Below are 13708 nucleotides of genomic sequence, written 5' to 3' on the forward strand. Positions count from 1 at the left end.
GAAAGGTCGAGCGTCGCCGAGAATGCCGTAGGGGGTGCGGACTGTGCGAGCAATCGCCGGACTCTGGCGCTGGCGGCACAACCCGCTGCGCCGCGGGACCGACCGCGTCGAGGCATGGGTGGCGCTCGTCGCCCTGCTGCTCCTCGTCGTCGCCGTCCCTCTGGCCGGAATCCTCTCCGGGGTCCTGACGGGAAACGCCCTGCAGCGGGCGGTGCGCGACCAGCGCGCGGCCCGGCAGCAGATCACCGCGACGGTCGTGCGCGAGGTGCGCCAGCCACCCCTGGACCCGGACCCCGAGACGGCCACCCGGCGGGACGCGCACAGCCGCGTGCTCGCCGCCTGGACGGGCCCGGACGGCACCTCCCACTCCGGCACGGTCGTCGCCGACCTCAAGTCCCCGCACACCGGCGACCCGTTCAAGCTCTGGACCGACCGGCACGGCCGCATCGTCGGCCGCCCCCTGGACTCCCCGACGGCGACGACGCACGCCGCGCTCGCGGGCCTCGGCGCCGCCGCCGCGACCACGGGCCTGGTCGAGGGGGCCAGGCGGCTGATCGTGTGGCGCCTGATCCGGCGGCGGTACGCGCGCTGGGACCAGGCATGGGCGCAGGCCGGACCGGACTGGGGCCGCACCGGCACCGGTTCCTGACGGTTCCCGATGTCCTCGTGACTCCGTGAGGATGCGTGGGTGACCTGGTGAGAGCCCGGCCATCGGGTCAACTCGCCCGCCCCGCGCGCGCTACGGTGGACCGGCCGAACTCTTCGGCTTCTTGCCCGAGTCCCCCGCCGGACGAGGCAAGGTCCCGCGTACGACGAGGTGGGGGCAGAGCAACTCCATGGCACAGGGCACGGTCCAGGTGACGCACACGGGTACCTCGCGGTGGCGGCGCCGCACGGGCGAATACGCCTCGCTGGCCGCCGCCCTGGAGGCCGCGAGCGACGGGGACGTCCTCACCGTCACCCCCGGCACCTACCGCGAGAACCTCGTCGTGCAGCGCGCGGTGACGCTGCGCGGCCCGGAGGGCTCCCCCGGCTCGGTGCGCATCGCGCCCGTCGACGGGGTGCCCCTGACGGTGCGCGCCTCCGCCGTCGTGCAGGACCTGCACGTGGAGGGGCAGGACGCGGCGGCGCCCGCGCTGCTCGTGGAGGACGGGGCGCCGGAGCTCGCCGGCGTGCGGATCGTGACGCGCTCGGCCGTCGGGATCGAGGTGCGCGGCGGTGCCCGGCCGACGGTGCGCCGCTGCACCGTCGACAACCCCGGCGGCATCGGCATCGCCGTACTCGACGGCGGGGGCGGCCTGTTCGAGGAGTGCGAGGTCGTCGCGGCCGGGCAGTCGGGGGTCTCGGTGCGCGGCGGCGGGCATCCGCGCCTGGAGCGCTGCCGGGTGCACCACGCCTCGGGCGCGGGCCTCTCAGTGACCGGCGAGCACACCGGGCTCGAAGCCATCGGCTGTGAGGTGTACGAGGTCAAGGGCACCGGCGTGCACATCACCGCACGGGCCTCGGCGCACCTCACGGACTGCGCCGTGCACCGCACGACCGCCGACGGCGTCACGCTCGACACGGACGCGGTGCTCACCCTCGCGGACTGCCGCATCCACGACATCCCGGAGAACGCGGTCGATCTGCGCTCCCGCTCGGTGCTCACGCTGACCCGTTCCAAGGTCCGCCAGTTCGGGCGCAACGGCCTGTCGGTGTGGGACCCGGGCACGCGCGTGGACGCCAACCAGTGCGAGATCCACGACAGTACGGGCGACTACCCGGCGGTGTGGGTCAGCGACGGGGCGACCGCCGTCCTGGAGTCCTGCACGGTGCACGACGTGCCGGACGCCCTGTTCGTCCTGGACCGCGGCTCGCGCGCCGACGTCGTCGACAGCAAGCTCTTCCACGTACGCAACACGGCGGTCTCGGTGAGCGACGGCGCGACGGCGCAGCTCGACGACTGCCATGTCCGCGAGGCCGCGACCGGCGCCTGGTTCCGCGACCACGGCAGCGGCGGCACCCTCGCGAGCTGCACCTTCGAGGGCATTCAGACGGGCGTGATCGTCACGAAGGGCGCCGATCCCACGATCGAGCGATGCACGGTCACGGGCGCCGCGGAGGCCGGGTTCTATGTCTCGGCGGACGGCCGGGGCACCCTGCACGGCTGCCGTGTGACGGACAGCGCCGGCTACGGCTTCCACATCATCGACGGCTGCCGTACGACGCTGAAGAAGTGCCGTACGGAGCGGTGTGCGCGCGGGGGTTACGAGTTCTCCGAGGACGGGCCGCTCGTGGAGGACTGCACGAGCGACGAGAGCGGCGGGGTCCGGCCCGCGACGGCGGAGCCCGTGGCGCAGCAGACGGCCACGGAGACGGCGGGCCTGCTCGGCTCCATCCCCGGCCAGCGTGCCCTGGACCGGCAGGCCCCCGAGGAGCCCGCGCCGCCCGCCCAGGAGACGCGCTCCTCCAAGGAGGTCCTGGGTGAACTCGACACGCTGGTGGGCCTGGAGAGCGTCAAGCGCGAGGTGCGCGCCCTCACCGACATGATCGAGGTGGGGCGGCGCCGGCAGCAGGCGGGTCTCAAGGCGGCCTCCGCGCGGCGGCACTTGGTGTTCACCGGCTCCCCCGGCACGGGCAAGACGACGGTGGCGCGCCTCTACGGGGAGATCCTCGCCTCGCTCGGTGTCCTGGAGAAGGGCCATCTCGTCGAGGTGTCCCGGGTCGACCTGGTGGGCGAGCACATCGGCTCGACGGCCATCCGCACCCAGGAGGCGTTCCAACGCGCCCACGGCGGCGTCCTGTTCATCGACGAGGCGTACGCGCTCTCGCCGGAGGACTCGGGGCGGGACTTCGGGCGCGAGGCCATCGACACGCTGGTGAAGCTGATGGAGGACCAGCGGGACGCGGTGGTGGTGATCGTCGCGGGCTACACCGAGGAGATGCGGCGCTTCCTGTCGGTCAACCCCGGTGTGGCGTCCCGTTTCTCACGGACCATCACCTTCGGCGACTACGCCCCCGAGGAGCTCCTGCGCATCGTGGAGCAGCAGGCCGACGAGCACGAGTACCGCCTCGGGACGGGTGCGGGCGAGGCGCTCCTGAAGTACTTCACGGCGATCCCGAAGGGCCCCGCGTTCGGCAACGGCCGCACCGCGCGGCAGACCTTCGAGGCCATGGTGGAGCGGCACGCGGGGCGGGTCGCCCAGCTCGACGAGCCGAGCACGGACGACCTCACCCTGCTGTTCCCGGAGGATCTGCCGGACCTTCCGTAGCCGCGCCGGGCCCCGGCTGTCCGGGCTCCGGTTGCGCGGGCCCCGGCTGTCCGGGCCCCGGCTGTCCGGGCCCTGGTTGCGCGGACCCCTGTTGCCCGGGCTCCGGTGGCGTCGCCTCGCGCGGTGCGGGCACGCCCGGCTTGAGGCGGGCAAGGAGGTGGGCCCGCTCCTCGTCGAAGGCGGGGTCGGCCTGGTACTCGCCGTGGCCCAGGATCGGTGCGGGCAGCGGGTGTTGTTCGGTGCGGCCGTAGGCGAGGGGGTCCTTGAGCGGGGCGCAGTCGACCTGGGGGCCGCAGTCGCCGGAGAGACGGACGGGGCCGCCGATGGGGTCGGTGGTGCGGTAGAGGTTGCGCCAGCAGGCGGCCTCGCGGTGCAGCGCGGTGAGGGCGGCGGGTCCGAAGTGGGCGGGGAACCAGCGGCCGTAGAGGCGCTCCAGCGGGGAGCCGTAGGTCAGCAGGGCGACCCGCTTGCGCACGGAGGGGCGCAACTGCCAGACGGCGGCCGCGGCCAGCACGCTGCCCTGGGAGTGGCCGGACAGGACGAGGCGGCCGCCGGTCGTGCGGGTCCAGGTGTGCATGCGCCAGGTGAGGTCGGGCACGGCGCGCTCCGCGTAGCAGGGCGGGGCGAAGGGGTGGGCGGCGCGCGGCCAGAAGGTACCGACGTCCCAGAGGATGCCGATGGTGCGGCGGGCCGAGGGGTCCTTGTAGGCGCGCCGGGCCCAGGTGACGAACAGTATGAACCCGAAGCCGATCATCCAGGAGCCGAGCGCCTGCGAGGTCTGGGCCGCGCCCTCGACGACGTCGGGCGCGTGGCGCGCGGCCCGTCCGGGGACCTTGTCGCTGATCCAGGCGCCCACGAGGGCTCCTGCGCCCAGCAGCAGGGTCACGGCGGAGATGACGCCGACCAGAAGGGGCACGCGGTCGGTGAGCAGGGCCCGCGCGCGGGTGCCCGCGATGCGCCGGGTGCGCTCCTTGTCCTCGCGCTCCCCCTCGTAGTCGCGCACCACGAAGGCGAGTTCTTCCTTCTTGCGCTGCCAGGTGCGGACGCCGAGGAAGGCGCAGAGCCCGGCGACGACGGCCAGCAGCGGGGGGATCACCGATGCCTGCCAGGTGAGCAGGACGGGCGGCCCGTCGATCGAGCCGTGCGCGCCGTCGAGCCAGTCGGCGACGCGCTGGGCGCCGCCGCCGGACATCACGCCGCCGAGCGCGCAGGCCAGCATCGCCGTGGCCGGTCCGCCGAGTCCCTTGATGGCGGTGCGCCGGTCGGGCGCGGTGCGCTGCAGGAGTACGGCGGCCACGGCGAGGGCGACGACGAGGAGGCCCTGGACGAGGGCGATGCCCCCGAAGGTGGCGTTGCCCGGCAGCCGGCCCTCGGACGTCCAGTCGGGGCGCGACCAGCCCGCGTACACGAGCGTGAGGGCCAGCAGCGAGAGGGCGGCCAGGGGCAGCCAGCGGATCAGGGTGTTGTCGAGGGTGCGGTCGAGGCGGTTCTCGCTGCGGCCCCTGCGGCACACCACCCAGACCACAAAGGCCGCGCCCAGTACGTACGTTGTGTCCAGCGCCCGGCCCAGGGCGTCCAGGAGGGCGGGGCCCGCGTCGTGCCGGTCGTGGCGGGCGGCCGTGGAGCCGACGGCCGCGGCGACGGTGAGGAAGCCCGCGGCGGTGTGGGCGGCGCGCAGCCGGGCGACCAGCCGGCGCCCGTACCAGAAGCCGGGCCTGGCGAGCGCGGTGCGGCTGGTCTCCTCCTCGGGGTCGGGCTGGTGGGGCAGCGGCTGCACGGACTCGTACGCGCTCCAGGTGCGCTGCGAGAGGTACCAGAGCAGTCCGGTGAGCCCGGCGGGGACGAGGGCGGCGAGCGCGAGGCGGCGGCCCGGCTGGGTCCACCAGCCGCCGCTGCCGTCGGCGGTCGTCAGGAAGCCGAGCCAGGAGCGGTCGCGGGAGCAGTCGGGGGCGCCCGCGCACTGCCAGGCCACCAGGTCGAGCGCGACCTCGCAGGCGGCGGCGACGAGCAGCACGGTGAGGGTGAGCCCGGTCAGGCGCACCAGGAGGCCGTAGACGCGGACGGTGCGCCGGCGCCGTCGTGAGGTGGGGCGCATCCAGTGGGCGAGGTTGACGACCATGAAGGGCAGCAGGAGCAGCCACAGGGCGCGGGCGCCGTTGCCGGAGGTGAGGTTGCACCAGACGTACGCCTCCGGGACGGGCTTGCCCTCGTAGTCCCCGGGCCGCTGCTCGGCGTCGGCGTCCTCGGTGCGGCGGAAGACGGCCGCCGTCTCGTCGCCGGAGATCCGCACGGTCCTGGGGTCGCCGAGCATCTCCTCGGATGTGGTGCCCCCGACTCCGTGGACCAGCAGCTCCAGGGCGATCGCCGCCTGGTCCGGTGTCCCCGCGCGCGGGGCGCCGGGCGCCTGTTCCGGTGCGGTGAGGGGGCCGGGCTCGGCCGTGGTGTTCGCTGTGGCGGACTGGTCCGCTGCGGCACGCTTCACTGCTGCTTCCCCCGAGAGGCGTGTGACGAGGACTCCAAGGATCTCGGCTCCCGGCCCTGGGCGCACCCCTCGTCACGTAATCTCCCCGTTCCGTGTCGGATCGACTCCGGGCGGTGGTCCGCACGTCGGCGGCCCGTGCGAGGATGAAGCTGCCTTCCGCGACGGGCGTGACGAGCGCGAGGGCGTGACGAGGCAGAACGGGACAGTACGAGGCAGAGGGGCCGGACCTGACGTGAGCGAGAATCAGAACCTCCTCGCCGAGCAGCGCCGCGCCCTGATCCTGGACGAGGTGCGCCGCCGCGGCGGGGTCCGCGTCAATGAACTCACCCGGAAACTGGGTGTGTCGGACATGACGGTCCGCCGCGACCTGGACGCCCTCGCCCGCCAGGGAGTCCTGGAGAAGGTGCACGGCGGCGCGGTCCCGGTGGTCGAGGCCAGCACGCACGAGCCGGGCTTCGAGGCGAAGTCGGGCCTGGAGCTGAGTGCCAAGGAGGACATCGCGCGCACCGCGGCCACCCTGGTGAGCCCGGGCACGGCGATCGCGCTGTCCGGCGGCACGACGACGTACGCGCTCGCACAGCACCTCCTGGACGTGCCGGACCTGACGGTGGTGACCAACTCGGTGCGCGTGGCGGACGTCTTCCACTCCGCGCAGCGCAGCGCGGGCCAGCGCCAGGGCGCCGCCACGGTCGTGCTGACCGGCGGCGTGCGCACCCCGTCGGACTCGCTGGTCGGGCCGGTGGCGGACCAGGCCATCGGGGCGCTCCACTTCGACGTCCTCTTCCTCGGGGTGCACGGCATATCGACGGAGGCCGGGCTCTCCACGCCGAACCTCGCGGAGGCGGAGACCAACCGCCGCCTGGTGCAGTCCGCGCGGCGCGTGGTGGTGGTCGCCGACCACACCAAGTGGGGGACGGTGGGCCTGAGTTCGTTCGCCACCCTGGACCAGGTGGACACCCTGGTGACGGACGCGGGGCTGCCCGCGCAGGCGCGCGTCGAGATCTCCGAGCAGCTGCGCCAGCTGGTGATCACCGGCGAGGACGGCTTCATCGAGTCGGCGGGCGCCGTCGACCCCGAGGCCCCTGAAGACATCTGACGGACCCTCAGCTATGGTGACCCCTGCCCGGTCAACCACCCGATTCCGCTGGGGAGATGGGTTCCATGGCACGCCGACTGCGCCCGGTGGGGCTCGACTTCATCGAGTCCGCTCCCCTGCGTCTGGTCTTCGCCCGTGAGGTGGCCGCACCCCCCGGGGCCGTCTACCGGGCGCTCGCCCTGGACGTGACGGAGTGGCCCGCATGGTTCACCTCGGTCGCCGTGGCCCGGCCCACCAGGGAGGGCGCGGGCCGGGAGATCCGGCTCAAGGGCGGTGTGCGCTTCCAGGAGACGATCATGGCCGCCGAGGATCCGGCGGTGTACGCCTACCGGGTCGACGAGACCAACGCCCCTGGCATGCGGGCCCTGTTGGAGGAGTGGCGCCTCACCCCGGCCGCGACCGGCACCCGGGTGCAGTGGACCTTCGCGGCCGACGGCCCGGCGCCGTTCCGCCTCGCCGTGAAGCTGGCCCGCGCCGGTCTCGGGCGCTCCTTCAGGGACGCGGTCACCGCGCTGGACCGGCGGCTCGCGGCCGCCGACTCCCGCTCCACCGACCGCGGTTGACTCACTCGGGCCAGGCGCCGGTGGCCAGGAGCGTGTCGATCGTCTGCGCGTACGGGGTGATGTCCAGGCCCTGCTCGGCCAGCCACGCGTCCGAGTAGTACTTGTCCAGATAGCGGTCGCCCGGGTCGCAGATGAGGGTCACGACGCTGCCGGTGCGGCCCGCCGCCACCATCTCCGCGACGATCTTCAGGGCGCTCCACAGGCCGGTGCCGGTCGAGCCGCCCGCCTTGCGGCCGATGGCCTGCTCCAGGGCGCGTACGGCCGCGACGCTCGCCGCGTCCGGGACCTTCATCATGCGGTCGACGGCGCCGGGCACGAAGCTGGGCTCCATGCGGGGGCGGCCGATGCCCTCGATGCGGGAGCCGCAGTCGCTTGTGGCGTCCGGGTCGTGGTTGACCCAGCCGTCGAAGAAACAGGAGTTCTCCGGGTCGGCGACGCAGATGCGGGTGTCGTGCTGCATGTAGTGCACATAGCGCGCGATGGTCGCCGAGGTGCCGCCGGTCCCGGCCGTCGCGACGATCCACGCGGGCTCGGGGTAGCGCTCCAACTTCAGCTGCTGGTACATCGATTCGGCGATGTTGTTGTTGCCGCGCCAGTCCGTGGCCCGCTCCGCGTAGGTGAACTGGTCCATGTAGTGGCCGCCGGAGTCGACGGCGAGCCTGGCCGCCTCCTCGTACATCATGCGCGAGTCGTCCACGAAGTGGCACTGGCCGCCGTGGAATTCGATCAGGCGGCACTTCTCGGCGCTGGTCGTGCGGGGCATCACCGCGATGAAGGGCACGCCGATCAGCTTCGCGAAGTACGCCTCGGAGACGGCCGTCGAGCCGCTGGACGCCTCGATCACCGGGGCGTCGGGCCGGATCCAGCCGTTGCAGAGCCCGTACAGGAACAGCGAGCGGGCGAGGCGGTGCTTGAGGCTGCCGGTGGGGTGCGTCGACTCGTCCTTCAGGTACAGGTCGATCCCCCACTCCTCGGGCAGCGGGAAGCGCAGGAGGTGGGTGTCGGCCGAGCGGTTGGAGTCCGCCTGCACCTTGCGCACGGCCTCTTTGAGCCATGTCCGGTACGCGACGTCGCTGCGGTCGACGTCCAGTGTGGCCATCGCGCCGTCGGCCTGATGCTGCTGCTGTGTCGTGCTCACCGCGGGGCTCCTTCGCGTCGTGCCGACCCCCGGTGGAACTGGCCGGACGCCTCGATCATAAACACCTTCCGCACCCTTCTCACCTGCATAAACATGCCTTTGGGGGTCCCAAAGGAGTGCCTGGCGGGGCCAGTCGGAGCAGGGCCGCGGGACACCTCGTGCGGGTGTCGGGTTCCGGCCGCAAGGGCCCCTTGCCTGGCACAACGCCCGTCGTGCGCACTGGTGCTCGAGCCCGGGTGCGTGCAGACTGCACCGCACGGGACATGGGTATCGTCCGCAGGGACGGTCCGATTCAGGCACTAGGGGGCGGAGCGACATGGCGGAGCCGGAGTTCACGGCCACGGGCGTGCGGATCGGACGGCGGCTGCGCTCCCTGACCCGGGCCGGTCAGGTCCGGATCAGCGACGGCAGGCTGCAGTTGCTGACCAGTTACGGCAGCGAGATCGACAGCGCCCCGGTGCAGGCGGTGCGCGCCGGGAAGCCGTGGTTCTCCTCCGACGACCGCGCCCTCGCCGCCGTCGATGTCAACGGCACGCGCTACCGCCTCACCCTCGGCGAGCAGGACCCCGCTCCCGGGGAGCCCGGACCGCCCTCGGCCCGCAGGTTCATCGAGGCGGTGCGCGCCGCCGCCGGGCACCGGCCGCGGGCCTAGGGCCTGATCCGCACGACCGGCACTGCCCCCCTGTCCCTCCGCGTGGTGCCCTGGTGCGAGTTGCACGCCCGCACCCCCTGAGTCACTCTGGTGTCACATCACTCTGGGTTTACCGGCGATGACGCTGCGAACCAGCCCGCCGGTCAGACAGCAGGCGGTCGCGCTCACCACCCCCGACGGCGACAGCTGCTGGATCCGCTCTTCGTCTTCTTCCGGACCTCAATTCGGGGAGTCGCAGCCGTGATCAGCCAGCCGAGCAGGCATTGCACGGTAGAGCTCCAAGCCCTGCCGTCGCGGATCGGCCAGGTCCGCAGAATCGTCTCTGCGCAGTTGCGCTACTGGCATCTCGATCCCTTGATAGACCACGCCGCCCTAGGCGTGACCGAGCTGTTGACCAACGTCCACCGGCACGCCGAGCCCGACAAGGTGTGCACCGTGGAGATCGAGCTCCTCCTGGACCGGCTCACCATCTCCGTCCACGACCACGACCCCCACCTGCCCGTGGTGCGCGACGCGGAGCCCTTCGCCACGAGTGGGCGCGGGCTCGCCATGGTCGCCGCGGTGAGCGCGAGCTGGGGGGTGCGCCCGCAGGGCGACGCCGGGAAGATCGTCTGGTTCTCGCTGCCGGCCCCCTCCCCCGCCGTGGCCCTGCCCGCGTACCCGGTGTACGGAGCGGCCGCGGAATACGCTCCCGCCCGGTCGGCCGTTGCCGGCTGACCGGGCGGTGACCCGCTCTCTTTCAAGTCCGCGCGGACGACCCCTGTGCGCCCGCGCGGACGTCATTCGGTCGCGATGGCCCCAAGGACGTCCAGGCGAGCGGCCCGGCGCGCCGGGCGAATCCCCGCCAGGGCGCCCGCGGCCAGGCCCACCAGGGCGACCACGGTGAGCTGGACCGGCGGCACCGCGAACGCGAAGGCGGTGGCGGTCGTGCCGTCCGACGCCTTGACCAGGACCCAGCCGAGGAAGCCGCCGAGGGCCAGGCCGCCCGCCGTGCCGAACGCCGCGACCAGGACCGACTCCCAGCGCACCATGGCCCGCAGCTGCGCCCGGGTCTGTCCGACGGCGCGCAGCAGGCCGAGTTCGCGGGTGCGTTCGTGGACGGCGAGGGTGAGCGTGTTGGCGATGCCGAGGAGCGCGATGACCACGGCGAGGGCGAGCAGCGCGTAGACGAGGGTGAGCATCATGTCGATGCCGCTCGCCGAGGACTGCGCGTACTCGCCGCGCGTCTGCACCTCGGGATTCCCGTACGTCGCCGCGATCTTCTTGACCGCGGCCTTGCCGTCGTCGGTGCTCACGCCGTCCTTGAAGGTGACCGAGACGAGGGTGTCGGCGTCCTGGGTGCGGTGCGGCGCCCAGGCCGCGCGGGTGATGACGTAGTCGCCCGCGAGCTCGGACTGCCCGTAGACGGCGCGGACCGTGAAGGGCTTCTTCTTGCCGTCGGTGAAGGCGAGTCGGGCCGTGTCGCCGACCTTCAGGTGCTGCTTGTCGGCTTCGCTGCGGGTGATCGCGATGCCGTCGTCACCGAGCTGGTCCATGGAGCCGTCGACCCTGCCGAGGTCGAAGGACTTGGCGAGCAGCGTCGGGTCGGTGACGGTCAACGCCCTTCCCTTGCCGTCGACTTCGGCCACGCCCCGGCCGAGCCCGACGGCGGTCGCCACCTCGGGGCTCTTCGCGACGGCGGGGGCCAGCTCGGGGCTGAGCCCGCTGCCGCCCGCGCCGAACGACGGGGTGCTCACCGCGATGTCGCCCGCGAAGGAGCGCGCGACCGTCTGGTCCATGGTGGCCTTCAGGGAGGCGCCGAAGACGGTGAAGAGCGAGACGACGGCGACGCCGATCATCAGGGCACTGGCGGTGGCCGCGGTCCGCTTGGGGCTGCGCAGCGCGTTGCGCCGGGCGAGCCCGCCGGTGACGCCGCGCAGCCGGTCGAGCGGCCCGCCGAGGATGCGTACCGCCCGGGAGGACGCCACCGGGCCGAGCACCACGAAGGCGACGAGGGCGAGCACTCCCCCGGCCCCGGCCAGCCACACCGACGGGGTCGCCAGCACACCGGTCAGGGCGAGGCCGACCGCGGCGAGCGCGAGCGCACCGCCGAGGACCGCGCGCCGCCGCGAGGCACCGGAGTGGTCGACGGCCGTCTCGCGCAGGGCGGCGAGCGGAGCGGTGCGTCCGGCGCGCAGCGCGGGCACGACCGCCGAGCAGAGGCAGACCACGATCCCGACCGCGAGCGGCAGCAGCATCGACAGCGGGCTGATCACCAAGTCGCCCTCGGGGAAGGGGAATCCGATGGCGGGGAAGAGCGCCTGCAGCCCGGCCGCGATGCCGATGCCGCCCGCGAGCCCCACCACGGAGGCGGCCACGGCGACCGCGGTGGCCTCGACCAGGGTGGCCGTGGTGACCTGGCGGCGGGCGGCGCCGAGCGCGCGCAGCAGGGCGTTCTCGCGGGTGCGCTGGGCGACGACGATCGCGAAGGTGTTGTGGATGGAGAACGTGGCGACGAGCAGCGCCACTCCGGAGAAGACCAGGAGGAAGCTGGTGAAGAGGGTGAGGAACTGGCCGGAGATGTTGTCGGTGTTCTCCGCGGCCGACGCCTCACCGGTGATGGCCTCAACTCCCTTGGGGAGTACGGACTTCAGGGCGTCGACGAGCTCCTGCTGGCTGGCACCGGGACCGGCACGCACCTGGATGGTGGCGGCCTCGCCGGGCTTCGCGGTCAGGTACTTCTCGGCGTCGGCGCGGGTCATGCCGGTGAAGGTGGTCTGCGCCATGCCGTCCTCGCCGCCGAAGGTCGCGAGGCCCACGACGGTGACCTTGACCGGGTCGGGGGTGCGCAGCGTCGTCGTGTCACCGGTCTTCAGGTCGCCGGTCTTGGCCGCGCCGCGGTTGATGACGACCTCGCCGGACCTCGACGGGGCGCGCCCTTCCACGAGTTGATACGGGTTCAGGTCCTTGTCGTCGATCCAGTTGCCCGCGAGGGTGGGCGGGCCCTCGCCGCCGATCGGCTTGCCGTTCTTGCCGACGAGCTGGCCCGCGCCCTGGATGCTGGGCGCGACGGCGGCGACGCCGGGCACCTTCTCCAGCGTGCCCACCAGGTCGGTGGGGACCGGCCGGCGCACGCCCTGGGTCTCGCCGGACGCGGTGATGGTGTCGGCGCTGCGGACGACGGCGTCGGTGCCGCTGGTGGCATTGCCGAACATCGTGTCGAAGCTGGCGCGCAGGGTGTCGCCCATGACGAGGGTGCCCGCCAGGAAGGCGACGCCCAGCAGCACGGCCAGGAAGGTGCCCGCGAAGCGCCGCTTGTGGCCGCGCAGCGAGGCGAGGCTGATGCGGGTGGTGGCGCCGAGGGAGCTCATGACGTGTCGCCTCCTTGTGCGCGCGAGGCCGGCTCGGCGGCCCCGTCGAACGCCTTCATGCGGTCCAGGACCTTGTCGGCCGTCGGGGCGGCCATGCGGTCGACCAGGCGCCCGTCGGCGAGGAAGACGACCTCGTCCGCGTGGGCGGCGGCCACCGGGTCGTGGGTGACCATGACGACGGTGCGCTGCATCTGGCGCACGGCCCGCCCGAGCAGGCCGAGGACCTCCTCGCCGGAGCGCGAGTCGAGGTTGCCGGTGGGTTCGTCGGCGAAGACGACGTCGGGCTGCCCGGCGAACGCCCGTGCCACGGCGACGCGTTGCTGCTGTCCGCCGGAGAGCTCGGACGGCCGGTGGTGCAGCCGGTCGCGCAGGCCCACGACGTCCACGAGGGCGTCGATCCACTCCGCGGACGCGGCGTCGCCGCGCGCGCCCGCCAGGTCCATCGGCAGCGTGATGTTCTCGGCGACGGTCAGCGTGGGCACCAGGTTGAACGCCTGGAAGACGAAGCCGATGCGGTCGCGCCGCAGCAGCGTGAGCCGCCGGTCGTCCAGGGCGCCGAGCTCGGTGTCCCCGATGTGCGCGGCGCCCGACGTCAGCGTGTCCAGGCCCGCCGCGCAGTGCATCAGGGTCGACTTGCCCGAGCCCGACGGGCCCATGATCGCGGTGAACCGTCCGGCCGGAAAGCCGACGCTCACCCCGTCCAGGGCCCGTACGGCCGTGTCCCCGGAGCCGTAGACCTTCACGGCGTCGGTGACCCGGGCGGCGGTGCGCACTCCCGTGCCGGTCATGGTGCTCATGCCGCACCGCCCTTGCGGCCACGGCCCTCGTGGGCGTGGCGGCCGAACTCCTCGTTCAGGACGGTGAGCCGGCGCCAGTACTCGTCCTCGTCGATCTCACCGGCGGCGAACCGGTGGCCGAGCACGGCGATCGGCGACTTCTCGTCGACACCGGCACTCCTCCAGGGCCCGCGCCGCCCCCGCCACACGGTGCGCCGCAGCAGCGTCACGACGCCGACCACGACGGCCGCCCAGATCAGCGGGAAGAGCAGGATCCACGGTCCGGGGCCGCCGTTCCATTGCTGCGCCAGGGTGTTCATCTGAGGTCATCTCCTCGGTAGCGGTTCGCTGTCCTGTGCTGCCTCGAGACTCGCTCCGAGAGGGGGTCGAAGTCGTCGTA

11 protein-coding genes are annotated in these 13708 nt (G+C 73.2%); 6 read left to right on the plus strand and 5 right to left on the minus strand.

From position 1 onward, the window contains the following. The first annotated feature begins 43 nt into the window (after positions 1 to 43). Together ACFWYM_RS12440 and ACFWYM_RS12445 are read left to right on the plus strand one after the other, a co-directional pair. Complete coding sequence (locus ACFWYM_RS12440; RefSeq protein ID WP_384834229.1) at positions 44 to 649, plus strand: hypothetical protein; 606 nt, start codon at positions 44 to 46, stop codon at positions 647 to 649. A gap of 187 nt (positions 650 to 836) precedes the next feature. Beyond that, positions 837 to 3251, plus strand: coding sequence for a right-handed parallel beta-helix repeat-containing protein (locus ACFWYM_RS12445; RefSeq protein ID WP_384834232.1), 2415 nt, complete (start codon positions 837 to 839; stop codon positions 3249 to 3251). On the opposite strand, the gene ACFWYM_RS12450 is transcribed toward ACFWYM_RS12445, so the two are convergent. After that, the gene (locus ACFWYM_RS12450; RefSeq protein WP_384834683.1) at positions 3211 to 5562 is read right to left on the minus strand and encodes a hypothetical protein; all 2352 of its coding nucleotides are present in this window, start codon (positions 5560 to 5562) and stop codon (positions 3211 to 3213) included. The genes ACFWYM_RS12445 and ACFWYM_RS12450 overlap by 41 nt on opposite strands. A gap of 403 nt (positions 5563 to 5965) precedes the next feature. On the opposite strand from ACFWYM_RS12450, the gene ACFWYM_RS12455 reads away from it, so the two are divergent. Together ACFWYM_RS12455 and ACFWYM_RS12460 are read left to right on the plus strand one after the other, a co-directional pair. After that, on the plus strand, positions 5966 to 6829 hold the full coding sequence (locus ACFWYM_RS12455; RefSeq protein ID WP_384834235.1) for a DeoR/GlpR family DNA-binding transcription regulator: 864 nt from the start codon (positions 5966 to 5968) through the stop codon (positions 6827 to 6829). Positions 6830 to 6894: 65 nt separating this feature from the next. Next, entirely contained in the window at positions 6895 to 7392 is a 498-nt protein-coding gene (locus ACFWYM_RS12460; RefSeq protein WP_384834238.1) for an SRPBCC family protein, read from the plus strand. Position 7393: 1 nt separating this feature from the next. Here ACFWYM_RS12460 and ACFWYM_RS12465 read toward each other — a convergent pair whose 3' ends face one another. Then, positions 7394 to 8491, minus strand: a complete 1098-nt coding sequence (locus tag ACFWYM_RS12465; RefSeq protein WP_384834686.1) for a PLP-dependent cysteine synthase family protein — start codon at positions 8489 to 8491, stop codon at positions 7394 to 7396. Positions 8492 to 8846: 355 nt separating this feature from the next. Between ACFWYM_RS12465 and ACFWYM_RS12470 the strand changes: the two genes are divergently transcribed. Next, positions 8847 to 9182 carry a hypothetical protein gene (locus tag ACFWYM_RS12470; RefSeq protein WP_384834241.1) on the plus strand — a complete coding sequence of 112 codons (336 nt, stop codon included), beginning with the start codon at positions 8847 to 8849 and terminating at the stop codon, positions 9180 to 9182. Between the two features lie 240 nt (positions 9183 to 9422). Next, a complete protein-coding gene (locus ACFWYM_RS12475) occupies positions 9423 to 9899 on the plus strand; it encodes an ATP-binding protein (protein WP_384834244.1) in 477 nt (158 codons plus the stop codon). A gap of 62 nt (positions 9900 to 9961) precedes the next feature. Here ACFWYM_RS12475 and ACFWYM_RS12480 read toward each other — a convergent pair whose 3' ends face one another. The 3 genes from ACFWYM_RS12480 to ACFWYM_RS12490 are packed head-to-tail and all read right to left on the minus strand — an operon-like array spanning position 9962 to position 13628. Beyond that, positions 9962 to 12532, minus strand: coding sequence for an ABC transporter permease (locus tag ACFWYM_RS12480; protein WP_384834247.1), 2571 nt, complete (start codon positions 12530 to 12532; stop codon positions 9962 to 9964). Further along, on the minus strand, positions 12529 to 13329 hold the full coding sequence (locus tag ACFWYM_RS12485; RefSeq protein ID WP_384834250.1) for an ABC transporter ATP-binding protein: 801 nt from the start codon (positions 13327 to 13329) through the stop codon (positions 12529 to 12531). The genes ACFWYM_RS12480 and ACFWYM_RS12485 overlap by 4 nt, the downstream gene beginning before the upstream one ends. Continuing rightward, entirely contained in the window at positions 13326 to 13628 is a 303-nt protein-coding gene (locus tag ACFWYM_RS12490) for an SHOCT domain-containing protein (RefSeq protein WP_384834253.1), read from the minus strand. Before ACFWYM_RS12490 ends, ACFWYM_RS12485 begins: the two co-directional genes overlap by 4 nt. Between the last annotated feature and the right edge of the window lie 80 nt (positions 13629 to 13708).

Source organism: Streptomyces sp. NPDC059009 (assembly GCF_042740175.1).
Taxonomy (GTDB): Bacteria; Actinomycetota; Actinomycetes; order Streptomycetales; family Streptomycetaceae; genus Streptomyces.